Annotated in this window: 22 protein-coding genes, 1 other RNA gene and 1 CRISPR repeat array; of the genes, 14 read left to right on the top strand and 9 right to left on the bottom strand. The window is 41.3% G+C overall.

The window, feature by feature from the left end; genetic code table 11:
* Window positions 1–22 precede the first annotated feature (22 nt).
* Complete coding sequence (locus OCU56_RS09895; protein ID WP_261873069.1) at window positions 23–1,081, top strand: polysaccharide lyase family 7 protein; 1,059 nt, start codon at window positions 23–25, stop codon at window positions 1,079–1,081.
* Window positions 1,082–1,723: 642 nt separating this feature from the next.
* Here the strand turns inward: OCU56_RS09895 and kduD are convergent.
* The 3 genes from kduD to OCU56_RS09880 all read right to left on the bottom strand — a co-directional run bounded on the left by kduD (window position 1,724) and on the right by OCU56_RS09880 (window position 4,785).
* On the bottom strand, window positions 1,724–2,485 hold the full coding sequence (gene kduD / locus OCU56_RS09890) for a 2-dehydro-3-deoxy-D-gluconate 5-dehydrogenase KduD (protein WP_261873068.1): 762 nt from the start codon (window positions 2,483–2,485) through the stop codon (window positions 1,724–1,726).
* Window positions 2,486–2,790: 305 nt separating this feature from the next.
* Complete coding sequence (locus tag OCU56_RS09885; protein WP_261873067.1) at window positions 2,791–3,834, bottom strand: polysaccharide lyase family 7 protein; 1,044 nt, start codon at window positions 3,832–3,834, stop codon at window positions 2,791–2,793.
* Window positions 3,835–4,383: 549 nt separating this feature from the next.
* On the bottom strand, window positions 4,384–4,785 hold the full coding sequence (locus OCU56_RS09880) for a hypothetical protein (protein WP_261873066.1): 402 nt from the start codon (window positions 4,783–4,785) through the stop codon (window positions 4,384–4,386).
* Between the two features lie 322 nt (window positions 4,786–5,107).
* On the opposite strand from OCU56_RS09880, the gene cas9 reads away from it, so the two are divergent.
* Genes cas9 through cas4 form a run of 4 tightly spaced genes read left to right on the top strand, consistent with a single transcriptional unit; the run spans window position 5,108 to window position 11,191 of the window.
* Entirely contained in the window at window positions 5,108–9,316 is a 4,209-nt protein-coding gene (gene cas9 / locus OCU56_RS09875; protein WP_261873065.1) for a type II-B CRISPR-associated RNA-guided endonuclease Cas9/Csx12, read from the top strand.
* A complete protein-coding gene (cas1, locus tag OCU56_RS09870; RefSeq protein ID WP_261873064.1) occupies window positions 9,313–10,305 on the top strand; it encodes a CRISPR-associated endonuclease Cas1 in 993 nt (330 codons plus the stop codon). Before cas9 ends, cas1 begins: the two co-directional genes overlap by 4 nt.
* Before the next feature lie 17 nt (window positions 10,306–10,322).
* On the top strand, window positions 10,323–10,622 hold the full coding sequence (gene cas2 / locus OCU56_RS09865; protein ID WP_261873063.1) for a CRISPR-associated endonuclease Cas2: 300 nt from the start codon (window positions 10,323–10,325) through the stop codon (window positions 10,620–10,622).
* A complete protein-coding gene (gene cas4, locus OCU56_RS09860) occupies window positions 10,619–11,191 on the top strand; it encodes a CRISPR-associated protein Cas4 (RefSeq protein ID WP_261873062.1) in 573 nt (190 codons plus the stop codon). Before cas2 ends, cas4 begins: the two co-directional genes overlap by 4 nt.
* Before the next feature lie 190 nt (window positions 11,192–11,381).
* Window positions 11,382–12,425: direct repeats of the CRISPR family, unit length 37 nt; unit sequence GCTTCAATACCTTATCAAAATCACGTAGCAATGAAAC.
* 261 nt (window positions 12,426–12,686) lie between these two features.
* Here cas4 and OCU56_RS09855 read toward each other — a convergent pair.
* The 3 genes from OCU56_RS09855 to smpB form a co-directional block, all read right to left on the bottom strand.
* A protein-coding gene (locus tag OCU56_RS09855; RefSeq protein WP_261873061.1) for an IS630 family transposase occupies window positions 12,687–13,710 on the bottom strand; the annotation gives its coding sequence in 2 pieces (ribosomal slippage) (window positions 12,687–13,262 and window positions 13,264–13,710; 1,023 coding nt in all).
* A gap of 188 nt (window positions 13,711–13,898) precedes the next feature.
* Window positions 13,899–14,265: a transfer-messenger RNA gene (ssrA, locus tag OCU56_RS09850) on the bottom strand.
* Between the two features lie 66 nt (window positions 14,266–14,331).
* The gene (gene smpB / locus OCU56_RS09845; RefSeq protein WP_261873060.1) at window positions 14,332–14,817 is read right to left on the bottom strand and encodes an SsrA-binding protein SmpB; all 486 of its coding nucleotides are present in this window, start codon (window positions 14,815–14,817) and stop codon (window positions 14,332–14,334) included.
* A gap of 102 nt (window positions 14,818–14,919) precedes the next feature.
* Between smpB and OCU56_RS09840 the strand changes: the two genes are divergently transcribed.
* Together OCU56_RS09840 and OCU56_RS09835 are read left to right on the top strand one after the other, a co-directional pair.
* Window positions 14,920–15,363, top strand: a complete 444-nt coding sequence (locus OCU56_RS09840) for a type II toxin-antitoxin system RatA family toxin (RefSeq protein ID WP_261873059.1) — start codon at window positions 14,920–14,922, stop codon at window positions 15,361–15,363.
* Window positions 15,353–15,664 (top strand): RnfH family protein, encoded by a 312-nt coding sequence (locus tag OCU56_RS09835; protein ID WP_261873058.1) that lies wholly within the window; start codon window positions 15,353–15,355, stop codon window positions 15,662–15,664. Before OCU56_RS09840 ends, OCU56_RS09835 begins: the two co-directional genes overlap by 11 nt.
* Before the next feature lie 287 nt (window positions 15,665–15,951).
* Here OCU56_RS09835 and OCU56_RS09830 read toward each other — a convergent pair whose 3' ends face one another.
* The 3 genes from OCU56_RS09830 to nadK form a co-directional block, all read right to left on the bottom strand.
* On the bottom strand, window positions 15,952–16,311 hold the full coding sequence (locus OCU56_RS09830; RefSeq protein ID WP_261873057.1) for an outer membrane protein assembly factor BamE: 360 nt from the start codon (window positions 16,309–16,311) through the stop codon (window positions 15,952–15,954).
* A gap of 169 nt (window positions 16,312–16,480) precedes the next feature.
* Entirely contained in the window at window positions 16,481–18,142 is a 1,662-nt protein-coding gene (gene recN, locus OCU56_RS09825; RefSeq protein ID WP_261873056.1) for a DNA repair protein RecN, read from the bottom strand.
* A gap of 105 nt (window positions 18,143–18,247) precedes the next feature.
* Window positions 18,248–19,132, bottom strand: a complete 885-nt coding sequence (gene nadK / locus OCU56_RS09820; RefSeq protein WP_261873055.1) for an NAD(+) kinase — start codon at window positions 19,130–19,132, stop codon at window positions 18,248–18,250.
* 150 nt (window positions 19,133–19,282) lie between these two features.
* Here nadK and grpE point away from each other — a divergent pair, with 150 nt between their 5' ends.
* The 7 genes from grpE (at window position 19,283) to OCU56_RS09785 (ending at window position 25,974) form a co-directional block, all read left to right on the top strand.
* Window positions 19,283–19,897: a nucleotide exchange factor GrpE gene (grpE, locus tag OCU56_RS09815; RefSeq protein ID WP_261873054.1), complete on the top strand. Its 615-nt coding sequence runs from the start codon at window positions 19,283–19,285 to the stop codon at window positions 19,895–19,897.
* Between the two features lie 229 nt (window positions 19,898–20,126).
* On the top strand, window positions 20,127–22,043 hold the full coding sequence (gene dnaK / locus OCU56_RS09810) for a molecular chaperone DnaK (RefSeq protein ID WP_261873053.1): 1,917 nt from the start codon (window positions 20,127–20,129) through the stop codon (window positions 22,041–22,043).
* A 261-nt stretch (window positions 22,044–22,304) separates the two neighbouring features.
* Window positions 22,305–23,450, top strand: coding sequence for a molecular chaperone DnaJ (dnaJ, locus tag OCU56_RS09805; RefSeq protein WP_261873052.1), 1,146 nt, complete (start codon window positions 22,305–22,307; stop codon window positions 23,448–23,450).
* Window positions 23,451–23,600: 150 nt separating this feature from the next.
* Entirely contained in the window at window positions 23,601–24,092 is a 492-nt protein-coding gene (locus tag OCU56_RS09800) for a hypothetical protein (protein ID WP_261873051.1), read from the top strand.
* A complete protein-coding gene (locus OCU56_RS09795; RefSeq protein ID WP_261873050.1) occupies window positions 24,086–24,670 on the top strand; it encodes a hypothetical protein in 585 nt (194 codons plus the stop codon). The genes OCU56_RS09800 and OCU56_RS09795 overlap by 7 nt, the downstream gene beginning before the upstream one ends.
* On the top strand, window positions 24,657–25,592 hold the full coding sequence (locus tag OCU56_RS09790; protein ID WP_261873049.1) for a hypothetical protein: 936 nt from the start codon (window positions 24,657–24,659) through the stop codon (window positions 25,590–25,592). The genes OCU56_RS09795 and OCU56_RS09790 overlap by 14 nt, the downstream gene beginning before the upstream one ends.
* The gene (locus OCU56_RS09785; RefSeq protein WP_261873048.1) at window positions 25,582–25,974 is read left to right on the top strand and encodes a type IV pilus modification PilV family protein; all 393 of its coding nucleotides are present in this window, start codon (window positions 25,582–25,584) and stop codon (window positions 25,972–25,974) included. The genes OCU56_RS09790 and OCU56_RS09785 overlap by 11 nt, the downstream gene beginning before the upstream one ends.
* Window positions 25,975–26,188: the final 214 nt, after the last annotated feature.

Genomic DNA, 26,188 nt, shown 5'->3' with positions numbered 1-26,188 from the left:
AAAGAAATTACTTGAGGTTAATATGCATACAAAGAACAAGATTGCAGCAGTTGTTATTTCTGCTCTAGTTACTGGTTTAGCAGGCTGCTCAACAGCATCTTCGACTGATGTAACATCAAATCAATTAGCTAAAAAAGACTCGACTCTTGCCGCTCAATATAATTTAGATGTGACTAAAGTTCCTGCGCAGAACTTTGACTTGTCTAAGTTTAAATTAAACACTCCACGAGATGATGACAAAGCAGAACGCGCTGGCAAAGTAATGGAAATTTACAAGTCAATGTTGAACGACAAATCTGCTCCATTCTCTGATCCTGAGTGGTTCTACACAGATCCTGTCACAGGTGCAATGGTGTTCACCGCGCCAAACAAAGCGATGACCACACCTAACTCTAAAAATGCACGTAGTGAGCTTCGCGCTATGCTGGCCGATGACTACGCGACACCAAAAAACAACTTCACTATTGCTTCAACAAAAGATGCTGAAAAATATGGTGCGATTGGCGGTCATATGAGCGCTACATTAGCTGTCGATTGGGTAAGTACTAGTGGTGATTACAAGAAAAACGGCGCATTTGCGACTGTGATTGGTCAAATTCACGCTTCTCATAACGAACCTCTAAAAATTGTATACCGCAAACTTCCAGGACACGAGTACGGCTCTGTTTACTGGAACTACGAAACCAACGCTAAAGGTGATGAGTATAAATTCCGTCACGACATCAGCACTGATGTATTTGGTCAAAGTGGTTTACGTCAAGGCGCAGCAGAACCTACAGACGGCATTAAACTAGGAGAAATTTTCTCTTACGACATTAATGTTACAGGTGACATCATGCACCTAACATTCGTTAAAAACCCTGGCGCTGCAAACAAAGAAGTTAAAACCTTCGATATTAACCTTGCTAAAGGTCACGTAGATGGCGACAAATACGACCAAGGTTATGCAAATGACTACTTGTACTTTAAAGCGGGTAACTACAACCAATGTAATACTGGCTCAACCAAGTGTACCAACAAAGGTCTTAAAGCCGGCGACTACGCACAAGTGAGCTTCTACAAATTAAACCTTGACCAATAATATTGGCTAAGTGGCATAACTCTTATGCCGATGAGCATATCAAGATGTTTAGTGGGGGCTAGCATCTTGATTCGCTGTGAGGGCTAAAGGATTGAAAAAGGTATCAATGGATATTTGCCTTGGATTAACGTTCAATTCTTCCTCATAGTTTCAGAGCTTGCCATGTGCAGGCTCTTTTTTATGGAAAGCAAAGAGGCCATCAGTTTTTACTGATGGCCTCTTTGGTATCTAGCGTTATAACTCCAATCGTACTAAATAACGGGTCATTTTAGCTTGTTAAAATACTCGATAACTGCGTTACAATTTTTGATTGTAGAATAACGACTTATCGAAAATTCTGCCTTGTTTTTGAGCATTTTTCCTGCGCTATTTCTGATCACTGACTTAGTGTGATGGTATCAGTTGTTGATTAGCTTTGCGGGTGAAAACACTTGTTCACTGCGTTGATCTCACTGCAAAAAGTAAACAACATCCAGCTTTTAGCTCCCCTAAAGCCATGCTGAAAACTTGAGATTGACAGCTTTGATATGTATAAACATGCCAAAATTTTAAGCTGGATGTTTTTACTTAAACCCTAGTGTTTATTTTTGCAACTGAGCCCAATTTAAAACAAACGTTACTTCCCCACTTTTGGCTGATTGATTAGCGAGATAACCAGCCACCATCAACGGCAATGGTATAGCCATTGATGTAATCTGAAGCACTTGAAGCAAGGAACACACATGGGCCAGCCAAATCTTCAGGAGTGCCCCAGCGCCCAGCAGGAATACGCTCAATAATAGCAGCGTTACGCGACTCGTCAGCACGTAGAGCAGCTGTATTGTTGGTAGCCATATATCCTGGTGCAATAGCGTTAACATTGATGTTATGGCTTGCCCATTCATTTGCCATTAAACGAGTGACACCCATGACACCACTTTTAGAGGCGGTGTAAGAAGGAACACGTATACCGCCTTGGAAAGAGAGCATAGAGGCGACATTAATAATTTTGCCGCCTTCACCTTGAGCAATAAATTGTTTTGCCACCGCTTGAGACATGAAGAACACGGACTTGATGTTAATGTCCATAACGTCGTCCCAGTCTTGCTCTGTAAAATCAATCGCATCATTGCGACGAATGATACCTGCATTGTTCACCAAAATATCGATACGACCAAACTCGCTCACAGCACGTTCAATGATTGTAGGAATATCATCTAGTTTCATTAAGTTTGCGCGAATATCAATGAACTTGCGTCCTGTTGCTTCTATCTTCTGGATTGTTTCACTAGGTTCAACGATATTAACTCCGACAATATCACAACCTGCATTGGCAAGAGCTAAAGCCATGCCTTGTCCCAGTCCTGTGTCACAGCCCGTCACTATTGCTACTTTATTTTTGATATCAAATGCATTGAGAGTCATATTTTTTTCCTTTGTGTCATCACGTTTGAGCTACGATGCGTCGCTGTTCATGAAGTAACCTTAACCAAAATAAACAGTTCAATCAAGTAAAATGAAAAGCCGTTTTAAAAATAAATCACACACTTGGTTTTTATTTGTATGGATATGGACTACTTAATAAGGATGAATAGATAAAGGCATGAAATGTGTCAGAGAGCATGGGCAGATTGCTTGAGATTAGCCCAGAAAAAAGGCTCTTCACATAAACAATGTGAAGAGCCTTATTGTGGAGTAATTGGTTTAATCGTTAATATTGATTAATGTGATTACTTACCGTTAAGTTTCAAAGCAGAGAAGGTTACGCTGTTGTAGTCGCCATTTTTCTTATCGATAGCGAAGTCACCAGTACCTGCACAACCTGTACCCCAAACAGGGTGAGTTTCACTTACGCTACATTGACCGTATGCACCCGCTTTAAAGTAGAAGTCATCTTCTGCATAACCATGGACATTATCTTTATCATCAATGCCTTTGCTTAGGTCAATATCGTATTTCACGGTATCGTGTCGAGCGGTTGTGAAAGTTAGATGCATCATAGTGCCCTTAACTTCTACTTTATAGCTGAACTCTTCACCAAGTGCGATACCAGCTTTACCAGGATCGGCTGGATTTTCCCAAGTGTTACCCCATACAGGGTGCGCAATATCAATACGGTTTGGATCTTTTTTCGCTAGGTTACGCTCGTAGTTCCAAAATACTGAACCGTACTTTTGATTTGGGAATTTTTTATAAAAAATCTTCAGTGGCTCGTTACCGTAGCCGTAGCCTGTTTTAGCTTTAATTTGAGAGTTATGTTTCTTCGAGTGAATTTGACCTACAACAACAGAGTATGCAGGGTATTTTTCAGGGAATTTAGAATGCATTGAAACATGGTTAACTTTTACAGTACCTTCTAGAGTTCCGCCAATGCCGCTGTATTGATCAGCATGAGGGTGGCTAGAAAGAGCCCATTGGTTCAATTTAGAGTCAGTTAGGATATTATCGAAGTTAGCGCCACGAGGCATTTGACGAAGCTCAGAACGTGCGTTCTTAGAGTTCTTAGTTGTAATCGCTTTATTATGCACTTCAAATACTAGATTGCCGTCTTTATCCAAGTGGAAAAAGTCTGAATGTGAGTAGCTCATCATTGCCACACCTTCAATCTCATCAATTTTACCGTCTTTATTGATGTCTGATGGAATGGTGATTTTCCAGTTTTGCATGTTGAAATTATCAGCCGGAACAGGGTGAGAAACCCCATTGTTGGCAACATTAGCTAAAGTTGGAAATGCAAGTAAAAGTGAGCTAGCAAGTATGAGACCTTGTTTCATAATCTGACCTTTTGTATGTATTATTGTCATACATAGTAGGTGTACGATTGCTGAAAAAAAGCACATAAGCTGAGATATGACAACTAGATCACATTTTAAAGTGGCAGCATACAACCAACTTCAAATAAATGGATGTTCTATTTCATTATTAATGCATTTTATGTGGAATTTCATTAGACGAAAAATTGAGAGTAAAGCCAATGTATGCTGGGATTTGTCATATAAGATGTCAATGTAAATAGGCGCTTTGATGAGTATATAAGGCTTCAAAGGGGGATACATTAAACAGTGTCAGGTTGAATAAAAAACCTTGGCTAGATACTTGCTCGATTTGTATTTTTCTTAAACTTAGCCCGCTACGATAAACTTTAGACTGGCGACATTCGACCTCGTTATCTAGCAAGTAATGCTTATGCGTGAGAGTGCGCATTACTTGTCGCTACAGTGTCGAGCGCTCTCAACCTATATATCGTTAGCCTTCCATACAAAGAACCGCACTATAAAGCGCGGCTCTTTTTTAGATTAATCACTTATATCAGCATTGAGCTTTTATTTCTTCCCGATGACGTAAGTATCATAGTCACGCAGTATATAAAGAACAAAACACGCGGCTAGCATCGGCCAGGCTGCGAAAAAGAGTAAGTTACTGAATGGGTCAAGATATTTAGCAAACGATGATAAAGTTGAGCTTGCGTGCAAAAGAAAAATAGCGCCATAGGTTATCTTCTTCCACATACCCAACAAGAATGTCCCCAAGAACACCATTTGTGCCACACCAAGCGCGATTGCCGCACTCTCAGAAATTTTTATGCCATAAAAACCGGATAGCACTCTGACTGCATGTTCAGGCACTAAAATTTTATCTAGTCCCCAGAACAAGAACACGATAAAGATGCCTATTCGCAGTGATAAAAGGCTAATTGATAATTTAGATTGTAATTTTTGGTCCATTGACTTGCCTATGCATTTTAACTCGTCGTTATAAACACGAGAGTGAGTTGATATTGAAACGTTCGCTCAAGGAGACCTTATTGCTTACATTTTAATTTCAGTGATAACTCGATGAGATGTAAGGAAAAGTAACAGGATATTGTGGTGGTAGAACGCTTAGAAAGTCTCCAAAAAACTGGATCATTACAAGGATATAAGCCTTACTCTAAAACGGAGGTACGTCCAACACATCAGAGTCACGAATAATGTGAAGCTTGTCTAGGAGATACCTGCCTGAGATGGGTATATTAACTCTATTATCCTTATAAATCAGTTGACTAAGATGACATTAATTTCTCCTATTGTGCTTGATATGGGCTCAAAATATACAGGTGTTTACTTAACCCAATATCAAGCTGGTGAAGCATTGGAGCAAGCGGTCAAGTCTGGCTCGGTAGTAATGCATACCGACAATATCCAATACTCTCAAGCAGAGAGAACCGCTAGAAGGCATCAAACTAGAGCCGCTAAACGTCGAAAAATGGCAAAGCGTCTTCTTTGGCTGATTCTAGAAAAACACTACCAACTGCCTCAATCCTTATTGACTAAGTTGCAGGTTGAAGCAATCAATAGCTTGTTAAATCGCCGAGGTTTTACCTATCTTTCTGAAGATGTCGATGAAGCACTGTTAGCACGAACCTCTAGTAACCCTTTCGCTGAATCTTTTATTGCGAGTATTCCACTCAACACTAATTTGTTTGAGGTATTTCAATCAATTACGGTTACGGTTGAATCAGCAAAGGCATTCAAGAATATTCCAGAGTATAAACTGACAAAAGCGGATTTTAAGAAGAACTTACACGGCGATTACAAAGAAGACAAAGCGACGTTAAGTGAGGCGTTTGAAGCATTTAAAAATGCGATAGATACCTTCATTAAAGCAGAGCAGGATGGCCACAAAATTCGAGGAAAGTACCTTGAAAACATTCGTCAAGATCTTTTAATTCATCATGACTATCAATGTATAAGAGAGCTTTTAACTAATAATGGGCACAAAATAGAGGCGTTTGCCAACCTAGTTGGTCATGTCAGCAATCTACAGTTAAGAGTCTTGCGTCGCTATTTTAATGATGAAGATATGCAGTCTAGTGATAAGTGGTATCCGCAAAAACTGCATAAGGTCTTTTATCGTAATATCTCTGCTATGCACTGTAAGAAAGACTCGATTGATAAGCAGAATCAAATCACACTATTTTCGTATCGTGATAAGTCGATTATTGATCTATTTGAAACGGTGACTCCAGAGATTTCTATCCCTGCTTTTGAGGATCAAAACAACCGTAGACCACCAAAATGTCAGAGTTTGCTGATTACAGCACAGATAATGAAAAATGAAAAATATCTACCTCGGTGGACAGCCATTGTTCCTAAGCTTGTAGAAGAGATTGAAAATCATGGAATAGATATTGGTTCTGGACTTGATTTGTCGTCGATTAAAAATGAGCAACAGTGGGCACAAGCACTTCAAAGGTGTTTAGAGCTAAGTGCTTTGCATGATCCATTCCAACTGCGAGCATGGGTTGGGAAAGATAAAGAGTATGGTGAATTTGTTACTCGAGCAAAAGATAGACTAGCAAGACTCCTTAATGGTCAATTTGATGCTTTTGTTCAATTCGTTCAGACCTTTTATCAAGAAACTAATGCCTCACGCAGTGCTTTGTGGTTTAGTTCAGCTGATAATCTGTTGTCTGTCTGTAATACCAAGCCGCCACATAAAGCGAATCAACTCAATGAACTTATCTCTGGAGCGCTAAGCTGCGAAGTCGATGATGAAAAGGTGGTGGTGCTCAATAATTTGTGGCGAGAAAACCCAAGAGTGGGTAAACGTGGTGTTAAAGGTTGGTGTAAATTTGCAGCCGATTGCCAGAAAGAGTACGGAAACGCCTTCAATCATAAAATGAAGCAAAACCGTTGGCTCAAAGAGAATAAGAAAAAAGTTGAGGATAAAAAGCTACTAGAACTTGATGAAGCAACAAGTAAAGTTGCAGAGCTCATTGCGAACAGATTAGGTATTTCAGCCCAACGGTTCAATAATATTTTTGACCTAGCGAAGCTTTATAATTTGCTAGAACAAGACCAAAAAGGGTTTAGTAAAAACTGTCGTGCGTGTACTAAAGAGAATCAATGGCGTTCGACTATTCATCAAGGTACTGATTATAGAGGAAGATCTCAAGAGGGGGCTTTTGCATTAAGGCTTCCTGCGGACACAACCAGACCATTTGATGGCTTGCTAGCTAGATTGATGGACAAGCAGGCTTACAAAATTGCTTTGGCGAAGATTGAACAGCTGCCTGCCGAATCTGTGGGTCAAACAATCACTATTCCCATTATCTTAGAAGAGAACCGTTTTAACTTTACGGCGGATCTTCATAGCATCAAGAAAAACTCGAAAAAAAGCCAAGACAGTGCCAAAAGAGCAGAGAAAGAAGAGGGGCAATGGTTAGAAAAAACAGATCGTATCAAACAAGCTTCAAAAGGAATCTGCCCTTATACGGGAACAGCTTTAAGTCTTGGTGGTGAGATAGACCATATCATCTCAAGAGCTGAATCACGTGGGAGAAATAAAGGAGTGTTCAATCATGAAGCAAACCTAATTTACTGCTCAACGCAAGGCAATAGTTTGAAAGATCGCAGTTACTACTCTTTGTCAGACTTGCATGATAGCTATCTCCATAAGCAGTTTGGTCATCATGACAGGCAAGCGATTGAAGAGATAATCATTGCAAACTGCCAAGGAGTGCTTGGTCAAGATATCATTGGTTTTGATAAACTAGAGCCAGAAATTCAACGTTCAATTCGTCATGGCTTATTTGTTGAATCATTACGTACAGAATTAATGCGACTCTTGCATCAGTCAAACAAGACTAGGGTAAATGGCACGCAGGCTTTCTTAGCAAAATTGATCATGCAAAAGATCAAGCAGTTGTATAATGTGAATCAAATCAGCTTTGATGTTGCTTATATTCAAGCTGATTTGGCATCCCAAGAGCGTGACCTATTAAGTACAGCGCATCCAGAGTACGAAAAGAAAAAGCTACAACCCGTTGCTAGCCATATGATAGATGCAGCAATGGTCATGGCACAGGCGTTGAAGCAACCACATACAAGAGATATTTTACAAACGGCCGGTTTAGAGGGAAGTGATTGGCTTAAAAAACTTATCCCTGATAACGCAAAAGTAGTACGCATCGAGTCGAAATTGAAGTATGAAAAGGATTCAATTAGCAGTAAACAATTGTTTAAAGATGGTTTGTATTCGGAACACTTTATGCCACTCATCGTGATGCAAGATAAGTTAGGTATCGGCTTTAATACCAATAATGTGTCATGGTTGCTTGATGCTGAAGCCCCTCAGATTTGGTGGCAAGCATTGTTCCCATATTTGAATAAGGCTAAGAAGGATTTAAACCAAATCCAACAAACAGTTGGTAAGGGGTTTAAAGCGTTTAGCGTAAACAAAAGTTGTGCTTTTGAGTTGTTGGAAAAAGTGGCAAAACAGTCATGCTCAGAGAGTGAACTATTGGCCGCTGACTTGCTAGGAGCACTGTACTACACCACTCAAAAGACCAATCTTCGTACTGCAATTTACGATGATATGAAGAAGATGTATGCAAAAGCTGTCGATCTAACTAATGCGAAGCACTTTACGATTAAGTTTGAGCCTAAATCATCATATTTGAATAGTAAGAGTAAGAAAGTTTCAAAAAAATCGTTGCACTATCCAGGGATGGCACACTGGCAAAAATTATCTCAAATGACATTTATTCAAACCAATCAAGGCTCAAAGCAACCCTTTGATGATGTTGAATTTAATGCATTGATTCAAGAAGTGTTCCCTCAAACGAAGTTAAATACTCGCTCACATAAAGGGATAAGAAAGCAGTGGTCTTTACCACGCATTAGTAAAGCCTCTGGTGCGTATAGAGCCCGCCGTAAAAACGCTGATGGAACGGATATTTGGCAATTGTTTGCAGTTGAAGGCTTAGGCGCAAGCGGTTTTTCGCATGATAATGGAGTGATTAACTTTTCTGAAGACGGTTCAGTTCCTATTAGACAGATAGAGCAAAGCAATAAATTGACGCCAGTAGGTAATCGATATGCACAACGTGAACTGCTTGAGCCATTTAATGCATGGCGCGAAATAGACCTAGAAGGGATTCGAGAGAATGTATGTAAGTCGGTCTATTTGTCTACTAATTCTAAATCACGCTTCAGAGTTGCTGTTGATATTGGTTATCAAGAATTCAATGAGTTAGTAGTCCCAATGTTGCAAGATACTGAAGGGTTAGATCATTGGAGTAAATTATCAGCAGAATTGAAGCTAGCGAAGCCAAGAGAGTGGTTGGATAAGTTTGGCGAATTGCTGGGAAAGCCACGCTCAAATCTATTTATTGTTAACTTGGGTGAGATCATTACGTTGGAGTACATTGTAGAAAGCTCGAACAAGGTTATGAAACAAGCCTACCAAAATGGTACACCAGTAGTACGATGAAACACATAACGGTTTGTGATTACGGTCAATTTGTTGGTGTAACCAGTGAACGCCTAACTATTAAAGAGGATGGGGTGCTTGTTGCTGAGTATCCATTAAGTCGAATCAAGACCGTTACGATCACTAAAAAGGGTGTTAGCTTATCAAGTAATGTTATCGTTCAGTGCGCCATGAGGGGGATTAAGCTCTTTGTACTTGATCCTTTCTCACACACACTGGCTTGCGTTAGTGGTGGGCAGCTCCATGCGGTAAGTAAAGTACGAGAGCGGCAGTTTAAGTTTTTAGGGAGTGATGAAGCGAAAAAATTAGCTCAAAACTTGGTGGTTGGGAAGCTCAAAAACCAACGAGTGATCCTTAACTACTTTGCCAAGTACAAAAAGAAACATAATCAGTCTCATGCCTGTCAATTAGCAGCGTCGAACCTCAAAACCCATATCGCCAAAGTGCAAAAGATTAAGATTGAAAAGTATGATGACTGGCGTGAAGTATTGCTTGGTTACGAAGGCAGTGGTGCGGCTATGTATTGGAAAACATTATACGAGGCCAACCTTTTCCCTGATAGCTTTAGCGGTCGAATGGGTAGAGGTGCAACCGATCCCATTAACTCTGCTTTAAACTATGGTTATCACATTTTAAGCTCTTATGTTTGGCACTGTTTGATTAACTCTGGCTTAGAAATATATCAAGGTGTATTGCATACACAAAGGGCCGGGAAGCCTTCATTGGTACTAGATATTATGGAAGTGTACCGAGCGTGGGTTGTCGATAGAAATGTGATCAAGATAGCCGATAAGTTGCAAAAGTCAGGTGGACTGACGCCGAAAATCAAGAAACAGTTGATTGCTTCTATCCATAAAACTTTTGCTACGCATTACCCTTATCAAGGGAAAAAGCTCAAACTTGAAACCATTTTACAGCGTCAGATCTATCGCCTGTCTGGTGCTTTCTATGGTGAAAAAAAATACAAACCCTATATTTTCCGCTGGTGATCTCTGTTGAGGTAGTGATGAGTAAATCGCTTAGGTATGAAGTATTAGTCGCCTATGACGTTGAAAATAATAAGCAACGTAAGAAGCTATTTGAACAACTTAAAGACGTTGGATTAGAGCCAATACAAAAGTCGGTATTTTGGGGGTTTCTCAATAAAGCGGAAGAGAGAGCGGTGTACCGTTTGTTCAAAAAACTTGATAAAGAGAGTGATAAAGCCTTTTTGGTCAGAGCAAAGCTAGGCAGTGTGATTGGCAAGTATGGATTAGGGTATCAAGAGAACGATTTTCAACCGCCCACCAGTTTCGAGGTATTATGAGTATCCCCTCCAGTTTATTTCGTCAGTACTGCTTTTGCCCTCGAATTGTCTATTTTCAATACATTCTTGGGCTCAAAGTACCAAGCCCTCTTTGGGTTAAACAAGGGATTGACTATCATGTGCGTGAGCAGCAACTAAGTCAGTCACGAACTTTGAAAAGGTATGATCTTAATAGTGCTAAGATCGAGTTTGATGTAAAGCTAAGGTCCGTTAAGTGGGGGATTCACGGCTTGGCGGATGCGGTGATTTTTTTACCAGAAGAGGCGCTGGTTATTGAATTTAAACTAACTTGCACCAAACCCACTCGTGGACAGATATTACAAATGGTTGCTTATGCGGTGATGATTGAAGAACAATATGATATTGGTCTTAAAAGTGGCTTTATTTCTTATGAATTAAAGGGAAAAGTTCATAGAGTAGAGATAAAAGAGGAGCTAAAAATAACCTTATCAAATGCAATTAAGCATATTGAATTAATGCAAAAAACGCAGATAATGCCAGACAGCAGTGCATCACAGGCTCAATGTGGGCAGTGTGAATACATAAATTTCTGTAATGACAGAGAATAAAGTCACCCATGCTAGCGCAGAGGGGTAATCAATCTTGATTTTAGATGATTTCATTGCATCGTAATTTTGATGAGTTCACAATAATCCTTTTTCGAAAAAAAGACAGTGATTTTGCTCACAGGTTTGTTTTCGAAAAAATGATTACCAGGATAGAGCCCCACAGTAGTTACCATGGGGGTTTCTGTAGTAGGCTTCAATACCTTATCAAAATCACGTAGCAATGAAACTCAAGCATCCTCAAGCCATGAATTTTTGTTCTTAGGCTTCAATACCTTATCAAAATCACGTAGCAATGAAACCACAGCGAGACACAGACAGCCACCATTGATCTATTGTGCTTCAATACCTTATCAAAATCACGTAGCAATGAAACGGTGAATACGATGAATGGTTAGATGGTCGTTGGCAGCTTCAATACCTTATCAAAATCACGTAGCAATGAAACTGACGTTTCCTAGTGTTATTACTGTTTTTGGTTTAGCTTCAATACCTTATCAAAATCACGTAGCAATGAAACTTTGGTGCTGTTTTGCTTGCCGTTGCTCTAGCTTGCTTCAATACCTTATCAAAATCACGTAGCAATGAAACCGCCGAAAGGCAGAGCGTAAAACGAGACTTTTCTCTGCTTCAATACCTTATCAAAATCACGTAGCAATGAAACTGCAAGAACCGTCTAATGATAACTATTGCCTTTTTTGCTTCAATACCTTATCAAAATCACGTAGCAATGAAACTTGCAGGGTAAAGGTAAGTTACATGCCGCTGGGGCTTCAATACCTTATCAAAATCACGTAGCAATGAAACGTTCTATGCAATCACTATAACTCACGAGAATATGCTTCAATACCTTATCAAAATCACGTAGCAATGAAACTACGTGTCCGACAGCGTGGGAGGTCAGCACCTAAGCTTCAATACCTTATCAAAATCACGTAGCAATGAAACCCTAGCGCACGAGTCATGTTGTCGGATTCAAGTTTGCTTCAATACCTTATCAAAATCACGTAGCAATGAAACTTAACGGCATTAACGATGTATCCGCGCGCTTTCAGGCTTCAATACCTTATCAAAATCACGTAGCAATGAAACCAGAAGAGAGCATTACGCCGCAGACGTTCCCAAAGAGCTTCAATACCTTATCAAAATCACGTAGCAATGAAACGGCCAAGTCACTAGACCACGCCATGCTATGGCAGCGCTTCAATACCTTATCAAAATTACGTAGCAATGACAGCGTCTGACATACTTTTCTTTCTGGCCAAACTCTAGCTATGTGGCCAAATCTGTTAATCCACTACGAAAATACAGATTATCGCCATCGCATATGACTAGCTCTGACTGTTCATTAGTTAGGGAGAGGTTTTTGTAGTATGTGTCTTTTCTCATCGCCATTCGGCCGCACCTTCTATTTATGGGGAGGTAACAGCACAAAGGTTACCCAAACTTTAAAATCAGTATAGATTTAATTTTTGGGTAATAATACCAATTCCATTAATTAATTTATCAATTGAGTCCAATCTCTAAAACAGAGAGATTGGACCCTGCGTTTATCTTCACAAAAACTATTCCAAGCGCTACATACTGAGTTCACTATATCGTTATAGTTTTCAAAACACCTATTCGCTAGCTTGTACTGTCGAAGCCATTGCCAAACTTGCTCTATCGGGTTTAATTCTGGTGAGTATGGCGGAATATGGATTATCGTGATGTTTTTAAAATGATTGGCTAAATATGTTTGATGCCAGCTTGCTTGATCCATAATAACCACGGAATGTTTGCCTGTAGGGGTCGCAGTCGAGATTAATTCAAGGTGCTTCGTCATTACCTCCATATTGCTTAGCGGTGAAACAATAGCTTCAGCTTCGCCCGTATTGATACAAACGGCTCCAAACAAATAAGCGTACTCGAATTGCTGCTGCTGAACGGCTCTAGGTCGAGTCCCTTTTTCTGCCCAAATCTTGGTTGTGGTATTGCGTTGACCAAATCTAGCTTCATCTTGAAACCAAACAAGTACTTCTTTTAAGTGGATATGCCCAGGGATCTTAAGGATCGTTTCGATTTGGAATTTTTTTAAAAGCTTCTTGGGCTTCAATTGATTGTTTCGGATGCTTAGACCGAGTCGTAATCCAGCTTAAACCTATTTCATGTAGTAGCCGATAAACACCTGATTGTTGGTACTTTATTCCAAAATTACTTTCTATATAGAGGCCAATGTCTTTTGCTTGTAGGCGACCTCCACTAGCGTTAATAGCGTGGTCTGTAACATGATTTTTAAGCTGCAGTCTTTGCTCTTCAGTTAGGCGGTGAGGTCTTCCTGAGTGTGGTTTTTCTTGAAGTCCTTCAAGCCCATCATCTAGATAAGCTTTAACCCATTTATTCACACTCACCCTACTAACCTTGAGGTAGAGAGCGATCTCAGTGCGGTTTTTTCCATCAATAAAATGGGAAATAGCAAGATAACGAACTCTAAGTCTAGCATTAGATGTGGCATTGATTAGACGTTGAAAATCATGATTCATAGGCACTCCTTAAACATGAATCATTAGATCATAAAATTAATGTAATTGGTATAAAATGGGTAATCCTTTAGGTGTTATGGGGTGGTACTCGGTGAGACTCTATGAGAAAAGAAAACTGTGAAGTTGCTTGTTTTACAAGGGCTTAGATAAGAAAAAGGGACGTCCTGAGACGTCCCTTTACTTTGATTTGGTGGAGCTGGCGGGAGTTGAACCCGCGTCCGAAAATCATTCATCATTGGTACTACATGCTTAGTCGATCTTTAAATTCACCAAGTACCTGCGAACCGACACGCTAGTAAATGACTATCCTGAATTAAATTTCGAACTTCATCTCTCAGGCGGGAGAATCCGATCTAGCTAGTTTGGGTTTGACTCTTTGTTATTCCCCGTCTTACAAGCGGAAGCTAGGGCAAAGAGGCTCTCAGCAGGTTATTAAGCTGCTAGTGCGTAGTTTTCGTCGTTTGCGACTATTTTTTTGCGGCTTTTTACGTGGCCAACCGCCCCACGGCATGCACCTCAGACTTCAGAATTCTCGTCGAATCCTAGATCAGCCCCAAGTGTTCTTGCATAGTACCAGAAAAGTGTGCACTGTCTAGCACCATGCTAACTGTATGCTCAATATTAACGCAATTTACTCTTCATAACTCGCGCTTTATCTCGAGCCCAGTCTTTATCTTTAAGATCGGTACGTTTATCGTGCAATTTTTTACCCTTAGAGACACCGATTTTTATTTTTACCCACGAACGTGACCAGTACAGAGATAGTGCTGTTAGGGTCATGCCATCGCGGTTAATACTACCAAATAGGTTATCCAACTCTTTACGCGAAAGCAGAAGCTTACGCACACGAGTAGGGTTAGCTACGATATGTGTCGATGCTTGGTTTAACGGTATAATGCTCATACCACTGATAAAGGCTTCGCCATCTCTAATGTAGACGTAGCTCTCGGCGATATTTGCTTTACCCTGACGTAGAGATTTTACCTCCCAACCTTGGAGCTCTAGGCCAGCTTCAAGCTCGTCTTCGATAAAGTACTCGTGACGGGCTTTTTTATTTAGCGCAATAGTATTACTAGTCGCTTTGGTTTTTGATTTTTTCTTTGCCATAATGGCCTCATTATACGTATTGCCTTATTATAGGGAACTAGTTTTTACTCGGTTTAAGGTAAAGCTCAGTAAAATTTGCGATTTAGTAGGTGAGGAGTAGTTATGCCGCAGGTGACCCGTTCAGCATTGGTATCGTTTAGCGCTGAACAAATGTTCAATTTGGTCAACGATGTCGCACGTTATCCAGAGTTTTTGCCAGGGTGCTCAGGTTCTAAGGTACATAAAGTTGATGAGACGAGTATGCTGGCCTCCGTGGATGTGGCAAAAGCGGGGATAAAAAAAACCTTTACCACCAATAACGTATTACGTGTTGGTCGCGCTATAGAAATGAATTTAGTCGATGGGCCTTTCAAACGTTTACAAGGTGGATGGTTTTTTACCCCCCTAGATGAATGTGCATGTAAGGTAGAGTTAAAGTTAGAGTTTGAGTTTTCTAGCCGTATGATTGAGATGGCTTTTGGTAAAGTATTTAACGAATTAACGTCTAATATGATCAACGCCTTTACCCAGCGAGCAAAGCAGGTGTACCCAAGTTATGAGTATTGATTCTGATATGATTCATGTTGAAGTGGTTTACGCGCTGCCAAATGATCAGCGTGTGGTGTCATTAGTTGTTAATAAAGAGCTTACTGTTGAGCAAATTATTGAGCAATCAGGCCTATTAACCTTGTTTCCTGAAATAGATCTAGCGATAAACAAGGTTGGGGTATTTAGTCGCAATGTTAAGTTGGATGGCTTGGTGAGAGATAATGATCGAATTGAAATTTATCGACCACTGCTTGCCGATCCTAAAGAAATTAGACGTAAGCGTGCAGAACAAGCAGCGAATGCTAATCGTAGTAAGTAACCTATTCACCTAGCTAGTCATACCATCGTAGTAATTAACGGATGATTCTAGCTGGTTAAAACACTTGATAACGGTGTTGCAATTTTTGAATGTAAAACAACTGCTTATGGAAAAATGCCACCTTGTTTTCGAGCATTTTTCCTGTGCTATTTCTGATCACTTACTTAGTGTGATTGGCATAAAGCATGTGACGAAGTTTAGTTAAAAGTTGCACTCAAATAAAAAAGGAGCATATAAATCTGCTCCTTTTTTATTATCGTATTGATTAAGGTGTCAGCAATCTGTCACTATTGAATCGCTTGGTTGAAGTCTGCCGAAGCACTGAAATCACCTTCAATACGCTCTAAGCGATTGTCCCCACCAAAGAATACAAACAGGTTTTTCTGTATTGGGTCTTCGTGGCCTTTAGTGAAGTGGTAGATGTAATACCATTTGTTCGGTTTGCCATTTTCGATAAGCATAGGGGAGCCTAATACGTAGCGAACTTGCTCTTTAGACATGCCAATACGAAGCTGATCTACTGCAGATTGTTCGACAAAGTTCCCTTGACTAATATCGATACGGTACACCAGTCTTTCTAAGAGAGAACAGCCGGTGAGCATAGAGAGTGCCAATGGGATTGTTATTAACCACTTTTTAAACTGCATATAATCAGATCTTTAACTTCTAAATAAAACTCGGCAAATAATAAACAAGCTAAGCCTGCTTGTATAGAGAAACAGCGATGAGAGTTAGGATTGCTTGCCTTTGATACTGCAAAACATGACATTTCCCCACTTTCTAGGCTATAGACAGTCAAATTTGTGATGAGTTCACTTAGGCTGCCATGAGTTCTTTAGCATTAGCTAAGGTTGAAGAGGTGATTTCACTGCCACCTAAAAGTCGCGCTAGTTCTTCAATGCGTTGTGTTTCATTTAAGGTGAACATTTGCGTTTCAGTGGTTCCGGCGTTGGTTTTTTTAGAGACAAACATTTGTTGGTGACCACTGCCTGCCACTTGAGGTAAATGCGTCACACAGAGAATTTGTGTGCTTTCGCCCAGTTTTCTCAGCATTTGTCCAACTACAGCGGCAGTAGGTCCACTAATCCCCACATCAACCTCATCAAATATAAGGCTTGGTGTTTCTACTTTTTGCGCGGTAATCACTTGAATAGCTAATGAAATACGAGATAACTCACCACCAGAGGCCACTTTAGCCAGTGGTTGTAAAGGTTGACCGGGGTTTGCTGAAACCAGGTAGTCGATGTCGTCAGTGCCAAGGGGAGAGGCGAATTTAGGGTCATTATTGATATTGATACTAAATTGAGCTTTTTCCATGCTGAGTCGATGCATACTCTGCGAAATGAGCTTATTCAACTCTTTAGCGTAGCGTGCACGAGATTTGCTTAGTTTCTCTGAGCTTTTTAAATACTTAGTTAATGCCTTGTCTACTTTTTCTTGTAACTGTTGGATGCGTTCGTCTGAACAGTCTAATAACTCAATTTGTTTGGCTAAATCTTGATGGTGCTGATACAGGTTTTCAGGTGAAACCATGTGTTTTTTAGCCAGTGACATCACTTTAGAATAGCGTTCTTCGACCATTTGCATACGCATAGGATCCATATCTATGGACTCTAGGTAGTTTCTTAGCTCGCTGCTTGCCTCTTCCATTTGAATTAGCGCGTCATTGAGCATTTGGTTGATGTCGCAAAAGCTGCGGTCTAATTCAGCCAATTGTTGGGTTTGAGCAATGGCATTGTGCAGTAAAGCGATGGCATTAATGTCATCATTGTCATTAATTACATCGAGACTTTGTTGAGTAAGAGACAGTAACTCTCCGCTATTTGAGAGTTTTTTGTGTTCTTCTTCAAGTGCGCTAAATTCGTTTTCCAGTAAGGCAAGCTCGTCTAATTCTTTAATTTGGTATTCTAGTAGTTGTTTTTGAGCTTGATTTTGTTGGCCGTTTTGTATGGTTTGCTTCAAGGTATTGTCGGCCTGACGCCATGCTTGATAATGGGTTTGAACATTATTCAGTAAACTTTGATGACCAGCATATTGGTCTAAAAGAGTGAGTTGATACTCTTTTTTTAACAGTTGATGATGAGCGTGCTGACCATGAATGCTGACCAGTGTTTGCCCTAGGCTTTTCAGTTGAGATACAGGGACAGGGTTGCCATTAATAAAAGCGCGGGAACGACCATCTTTACCAATAATTCGGCGAAGAATACACTCTTCACCATCGGCTAATTCGTTATCTTCTAGCCAGCGTTGGGTGCTGATATTATCTTCAATGACAAAACTGGCGCACAGGTCAACCTTACTTTCCCCTTGGCGCACCATGCTGGAGTCAGAGCGATGGCCGAGGCATAGGCTCAGAGCATCAATGGCGATCGATTTACCTGCTCCAGTTTCACCCGTGATGGTGGTCATACCCGGTTGAAGTTCAATTTGTAGTGACTTTACGATGGCAAAATTATTAACACTAAGATAAGCAAGCATAGCGAAATCCATAGAATAAAAGTACTGTGTATAGAAACAGTATATACTGGTTTTACATACAGTAAAGGCGCTGACTTATTTTTTTGCTAAATTTTGTGTGCTGGCCTAAAAAAGTTTACTAGACCAACCTAATTTTTCTCGTAAAACATGGTAGTAGCTATAGTCTTTAGGGTGAATTAACTGCAATACATTGTTGCTTCTAAAAATATGTATTTCGTCACCGGGTTCAACGGGGAGTGATATTTGACCATCGCAACTGACTTCTTGTGTGCCTCTGTTATCTGGGGCAAGGACCAGTTTTATACGGCGATTACCGTCTACAACTAATGGGCGGCTAGATAGGGTGTGAGGGAACATAGGTACAAGTGAAATAGTGTTCAAACTTGGTGAAAGAATAGGGCCACCACCAGAGAGTGAATAGGCGGTAGAACCGGTAGGGGTAGAGACTATGAGTCCATCTGAGCGTTGTGAGAAGGCAAAAGAGTCGTCGATATACACTTCAAACTCAATCATATGCGCCACTTTCCCTGGGTGAAGTACTGCTTCGTTTAGGGCCGCATTTTTGCTTTTTACTAAGCCGTGGCGGTGTACTTCTGTCTCCAACAGAAAACGTTGCTCTTTTATGTATTGGCCACAAAGCACTTCTTCTAACGGGGTTTTGAAATCGTCAGGGTCTAAATCGGTTAAAAAGCCAAGGTTGCCTTTGTTGACACCAATAACTGAAATGTCAAAGCGTGACAGAACACGTGCTGCTCCTAACATGTTGCCATCGCCTCCCACCACAATGGCGAGATCGGCATTTTGGCCAATTTGCATTAGGCTGCCAAAAATATTGGGATCAAGCTCGGGCATGAGGTCTTGAAGTCTATCATCAATAAAAATGCGGTAGCCTTTATTGGCAAGCCAATGGTAGATCTCAAAGTGAGTCTGGATGGCGTTTATGTCGCGAGGTTTACCCAAAATAGCGATTGTAGAGAAATGCTGGCTCATTTTAGTCCCAAATTATTTGGTTAGGCTTGATTCAGAAACGATGATCCCCATAATAAAGGCAAGTTGAATTCAGATGCTAATTTTTTGTGGGTGTATTTCTATCAAAATAATAGCACTTTCAGAAATATGCGTACTCGCACCGGAGATATCATGAGCGATAAAGAAAATAAAATTAATGAAGAAGAGTTGGCACAAGCGACTAATGAAGCTGAGCAAGTTGTTGACGATGCCGAAATAATTGGCGATGAGGGTGATATCGAATGGAACGAAGAAACAGCTGAAGAAGTAGAAGAGTCAAAAGTGGCTCAACTTGAAGCTGCGTTACTTCAAACTGAGATGCGTCTAAAGGAACAACACGACACTGTTATTCGTGCTAAAGCTGAAGTTGAAAACATGCGTCGTCGTACAGAGCAAGAAATGTCGAAAGCACGTAAGTTTGCCATTAATAAGTTTGCAGAAGAACTATTGCCAGTTATCGACAATTTAGAGCGTGCTATGCAAGCGGCTGATACCGAAAGCGAAGTGATTAAGCCAATTCTTGAAGGCATTGAAATGACGCATAAATCATTTATTGATGTGGTGTCTAAAAATGGCTTGAAAGAAATCAATCCAGAGGGCGAAGCATTTAACCCTGAACTGCATAACGCTGTATCTATGGTTGAAAGCCCTGATCACGAGGCTAATACCGTAACTGTGGTATTGCAAAAAGGCTATGAACTTAATGGCCGTGTTGTTCGCCCAGCGATGGTTATGGTTGCTAAATAAGCTTAAATTGAACAAAGTTAGCGAAAAGAGGCTGTTTTCAGCCTCTTTTTTTATTTTTTTTCTGCGTAACTCTTGAAACAAAAAATAGAGACCCTATCTATGGTGCAGAGCAATTAAACATAAGCTAACTGCTTCAAACAAATTTATGGCTTAGGGTTGAAACTAAGCCAAGCATCCCCCACTTATGGGGTATAGAGAAACAAATAATTAAATTTTTGGAGATAGTCTGATGGGTAAAATCATTGGTATTGATTTAGGTACAACTAACTCATGCGTTTCAGTTTTAGACGGTGACGCACCACGTGTAATTGAAAACGCAGAAGGCGAACGCACAACAGCTTCTGTTGTTGCTTACACTGATGGCGAAACTTTGGTTGGCCAACCTGCTAAACGTCAAGCAGTAACAAACCCAGAAAATACACTATTTGCAATCAAACGTTTGATTGGTCGTCGTTTTGAAGACGAAGAAGTTCAGCGTGATATCGAAATCATGCCTTACAAAATTGTTAAGGCTGACAACGGTGATGCATGGGTAGAAGCGAAAGGCCAAAAAATGGCTGCTCCTCAAGTATCTGCTGAAATTCTTAAGAAAATGAAGAAGACTGCAGAAGACTTCCTTGGTGAAGAAGTGACTGGCGCTGTGGTTACAGTTCCTGCTTACTTCAATGATTCACAACGTCAAGCAACTAAAGATGCAGGTCGCATTGCAGGTCTTGATGTTAAACGCATCATCAACGAACCAACAGCTGCAGCTCTTGCATACGGCCTAGACAAGTCTGGCGGCGATCGCACTATCGCTGTGTATGACCTTGGTGGTGGTACTTTTGATATTTCTATCATCGAAATTGATGAAGTTGAAGGCGAAAAAACGTTTGAAGTTCTAGCAACTAATGGTGACACTCACCTTGGTGGTGAAGACTTTGATACTCGCATGATCAACTACTTGGTTGAAGAGTTCAAAAAAGATCAAGGTATTGACCTTAAGCACGATCCACTCGCTATGCAACGTGTTAAAGAAGCAGCAGAAAAAGCGAAAATTGAGCTTTCTTCTACTACTCAAACTGACGTAAACCTACCTTACGTTACTGCAGATGCTACAGGTCCTAAGCACATGAACGTTAAAGTGACTCGTGCCAAACTAGAATCTCTAGTTGAAGACCTAGTACAACGTTCTCTTGAGCCACTTAAAGTTGCTCTAGCAGATGCTGACCTATCTGTAGGCGAAATCACTGACGTTATTCTTGTTGGTGGTCAAACTCGTATGCCTATGGTTCAAGCTAAAGTAACTGAATTCTTTGGTAAAGAACCTCGTAAAGACGTTAACCCTGATGAAGCAGTGGCTATGGGTGCTGCAGTTCAAGGTGGTGTTCTTGCGGGCGACGTAACTGACGTACTTCTACTTGACGTAACTCCATTGTCTCTAGGTATTGAGACTATGGGTGGCGTGATGACTAAGCTAATCGAGAAAAACACAACGATTCCAACGAAAGCAAATCAAGTGTTCTCAACAGCAGAAGACAACCAAAGCGCAGTAACAATTCACGTGCTTCAAGGTGAGCGTAAACAAGCGACTTACAACAAGTCTCTAGGTCAATTTAACTTGGAAGGTATTCAAGCTGCACCTCGTGGCATGCCTCAAATTGAAGTGACTTTAGACCTTGATGCTGATGGTATCCTAAACGTGTCTGCTAAAGACAAGAACACTGGTAAAGAGCAAAAGATTACTATCCAAGCTTCTGGTGGCCTAAGCGACGAAGATATCGAGAAAATGGTACAAGAAGCAGAAGCTAACAAAGAAGCGGACAAAAAGTTCGAAGAGTTAGTGACTACTCGTAACCAAGCGGACCAAATGATCCACGGTACTCGTAAGCAAATCGAAGAAGCGGGTGACGCTCTTCCAGCGGACGAGAAAACTAAGATTGAAGCGGCTATCACTGAACTAGAAGAAGTGAAGTCTGGTGACGACAAAGAAGCGATTGACGCTAAAGTTCAAGCACTTATGACTGCAGCTCAAAAACTAATGGAAATCGCTCAACAGCAAGCTCAAGCTCAGCAAGCACAAGGTGCTGATGCGGGTCAAGAGCAAGCTAAAGACGACGACGTTGTTGATGCTGAGTTCGAAGAAGTGAAAGACGATAAGAAATAATTTCCCGTTACTCTAGCGTGTGAATTTATAAAGAAGGAGCCTATCTACTAGGCTCTTTTAATTGAATAAACCCGCTTTAGTTTAGGAAAATACTTTTCTAATCTGATAGTTACGGGCGTTTTGGGCAACCTAAACGCCCGTATGTTTGTCGATACAGCTGTCGCTATAGATGATATTTTTAGTCCCTAGAACCTCCATCTATATCGATATAAATATGAAGCGGTGTGACCGCTTGCAGTAAACAAATTGGTGACGAAACACATGTCTAAACGTGATCTTTATGAAGTACTAGGTGTAGGCCGAGACGCTTCTGAACGTGATATCAAAAAAGCCTATAAACGCCTCGCAATGAAATTCCACCCAGATAGAAATCAGGGTGATGAAGGCGCGGCTGAGAAGTTCAAAGAGGTGAAGGAAGCGTATGAGGTTTTAACCGACTCTCAAAAACGTGCAGCCTATGATCAATACGGCCATGCCGCTTTTGAACAAGGTGGCATGGGCGGCGGCGGCTTTGGCGGCGGTGGCGGTGCTGACTTCGGTGATATCTTCGGTGATGTGTTTGGTGATATTTTTGGTGGTGGTCGTCGTGGGGGTGGTCAGCAGCGCGCTCAACGAGGCTCAGACCTACGTTACAACATGGAATTGACTTTAGAAGAAGCGGTTCGTGGTTGCTCAAAAGAGATCCAAGTCCCTACTCTTGTGAGTTGTGATGTGTGTGATGGCTCTGGTGCGAAGAAAGGCTCTTCTGCGCAAACTTGTGGCACTTGTCACGGTCATGGCCAAGTACAAATGCGTCAAGGTTTCTTTGCTGTTCAGCAAGCTTGTCCAACATGTCATGGTAAAGGCAAAATCATTAAAGATCCTTGTGGCGCTTGTCATGGGGAAGGACGCAAACATAAAACGAAGTCTCTCAATGTTAAAATCCCAGCCGGTGTAGATACGGGCGATCGTATTCGTTTATCGGGTGAAGGGGAAGCGGGAGAGCACGGCGCTCCTGCTGGAGATCTTTATGTGCAAGTGCATGTGAAAGAGCATCATATTTTTGAACGTGATGGCAGTAACTTATACTGTGAAGTCCCTGTGAGTTTTGCTATGGCCGCCTTAGGTGGTGAAGTAGAAGTACCAACACTTGATGGACGAGTAAGCCTAAAAGTTCCACCAGAAACTCAAACTGGACGCATGTTCCGTATGCGTGGCAAGGGTGTGAAAGGGGTTCGCGGCGGTGCGCAAGGGGACTTGATCGTTAAGTTGGTAGTAGAAACACCCGTTAAACTCAACTCGCGTCAAAAAGAGTTACTAAAAGAGTTTGAAGATTCTTGTGGTGGCGATGCAGCCAATAAACACAAGCCAAAATCTGAAGGCTTCTTTGATGGTGTTAAAAAGTTCTTTGATGATCTTACTAGCTAACCACTCTTTAAAAAATGACTGATTGAAGGCCAACCTTGTGTTGGCCTTTTTTATGTATGGTAGAAAGTAGGGTGTTGTGAGCGGTGCCTCGTAGAGTGCCGTTTTGCTGAAATATGGCGCGTTTTTGTGATCTAATCTTGGCAGATGAAGATGACAACCCATGGCTTTTCTCTGATGGAATTACTGGTATGTTGTGTGGTGCTAGGTATGACAGGACACATGGCATTGCTGGTCATTACTGAGCAGCTGAATAACCTAAAAATAAAGCAATCCACTGCGCAAATTTATGCCCTACTCACCACCGCCAGGGATACGGCTTATGGCCTAAAAAAAGATCTGTGGTTACATGCAGATACCTCATCTGAGAATGGGTTATTTGCTATTCATTTAGATAACTCTCCTCGCACTCAGCAAACCATCTTTAAAGGAGGGGTTAATCCTGTGCAAGTCACGGGTGTCGCCATTAGCACCACCTTCACTTCATTGCGTTTTAGTGGGGTCACGGGAAGACCCTATGGCAATGGAAACATTAGCCTTAGCCTACAAGATCAAGTGGTTATCAAAGTGATTTATCATGATATAACCGGTAGGATGCGTGTGTGCTCAGCCACTGCGGTGACTTATGGTTATCCAGCATGTTAAAGCCTTATAATGAAACGGGGCAAACCTTACTTGAAGTGCTGATGAGCCTTGGCATCTCTAGTGTATTATTACTCTCAACGTCCACTTTGCTCGTACACCAGCAACAACTCCTCTCCAAACTAATCGAACAAGCGCAACTGTTTATTGAAAGCCAGTACCTGAGCAATTATCTACGCGGTGAGATAAGGCGTTCAGGTTATGCCCAATCTTCTTCTCTCTATACGCAGGCGTCGCAACTGGGTATAGGTTATAAGGATGACGTTGAAGGGTATCGCCGCGTGTTTATTTGGCGTGATGCCACCCAAGCTAAATTGAAATATTGTCGCGATGCCAGCATAGAACTGGCGCCCATTGCCGATACCTGTGCCGGCAATATCAATTACTCTATGTTGAACGATAAGCTGTTTTCTATGAGTGAATTTATTATTGCGACCCATCCTGCTATTCACGGAGTGTTGCGAGTGGATTATGCGCTGGCAATAAAAGGAGCTCAGCCACAGCAGCAAGGGGTATATAGTGCCTCCCGCAATTCATTATTGTCTTTATCAGATGAGGAAGACGCTAATGAAGCACCATAATGGGTTTGTACTGCTTATGGTATTGAGCACATTATTTATTTTAGGCTTTGTGATGCTAGAAAACGCTCGCTACGTGACAGACGCAATTCGTTGGCAAGCGCAATTACAAATAAAAAGGGTCTATTTGGATTGGCAACTGGAGTCGGCTATTCACTGTACGGCTTTGCACCTTACCTCACTACAGTTGTCAGAAAGTGCAGAGTGTTTAATCGAACAAAACCTGCAGATAACCATTGAACAACAGCCTCAGGTCAATCAAATAAAACTGCAGGTGCAAGCTGACACCGCAAGTCATTGGAGTAGCACCGCTATAGCTAATAACGGTTCTTATAAAAGCATAGCCACAAGCACCATAATGCAACTGGGTAAGCAGGAAAATAACGCCGCCATCATTAGCAATCAACCACTGCCCAGCGCCGTACTTGGCTCGTCAATAACGATAGTGCCTTCGGCGCTGATGACTTTTTATGATTATGCGGATAGTGAGCAACTGCGTTTGAGGTGGGGGAGTGAGTTGTTGCTGTCAGAGGCGTCAATGTGTGGCAGTGAGTTGTTGGCCCAAGTGCAACAATCCTATACCGATATCGTCATCACTGGGTCTTGTTCTATCAGTGACTATTATTGGGATCAACTGGCTGTCGCTTCACAGTCCACTGCGTTGAATTTGTTGTTCGTCGGGCCAGACATTGAGCTCTCTGGCAGTAACACGTTATACGGCATTGTGGCGGTATGGCAGAAGCAAGGGACACTGACGATTGGTGGCAACCTTAGAATTGAAGGAGGATTATTATTACAAACCCCAACCATGATGGAGGTAAAACAGGGAGGGGTAAGTGTTATGGAAAATAGCCAATATTTGATGGCATCTCGATTTAAGTTTGCTAAACGCAGTTGGTTGCAGGGGAGTTGGCGTGACTTCTAGTAAGCATAATAAAGGGCATAAAGGCAGTTCGATGCTCGAGGTGTTAGTCGCGACAGCATTAGTGGCGTTGTTTTCTTTGTTTCTTATTGAAGGGGGGGTGTACCTACAAAGGGAAACGCATTTAGCGACGCAAAGGGTGCAGGTGCTGGCGCATATGGAAAACCAGTTAGAGAAAGCAAGAGTTAAGGCGCTGACAGGCACCGATCTTGAATCCCATTGGCCCGCAGCGTCGTTGCCATTTTCGCTCACAGTTTTGCATAGTGATACTGTGTCATCGCAGGGAGTAAAGGGGCGTCAAATTATGCTATCTGCATCTTGGAGCGATCCATGGGGTGAGCAACAGCAATTATCAATTAAAACCTGGGTGGTTTTTAATAAGTGAAATGTTAATGTCTTGTTGCTGTGGTATAGGGAATGAATAGAAAGTGCATAGCTCTGAATATTGTCATAGTTTAAGGGTAAAAATAAGCAAGTGGTTGCGTGTGGCGATCGTTTTATTTTCAGTTTTGTATTTAAATTGTTTTTGTTTGGTTGCTGTTATGCAAAATAAGAGTTTGATGACTCATTTGGTAAACTAAGATTCTGTTTTTGAGTGG

The organism is Vibrio rarus, assembly GCF_024347075.1.
Classification (GTDB): domain Bacteria; phylum Pseudomonadota; class Gammaproteobacteria; order Enterobacterales; family Vibrionaceae; genus Vibrio; species Vibrio rarus.
Note: the sequence above shows the minus strand (reverse complement) of the source record. Positions and strands in the feature narration are given on the sequence as shown.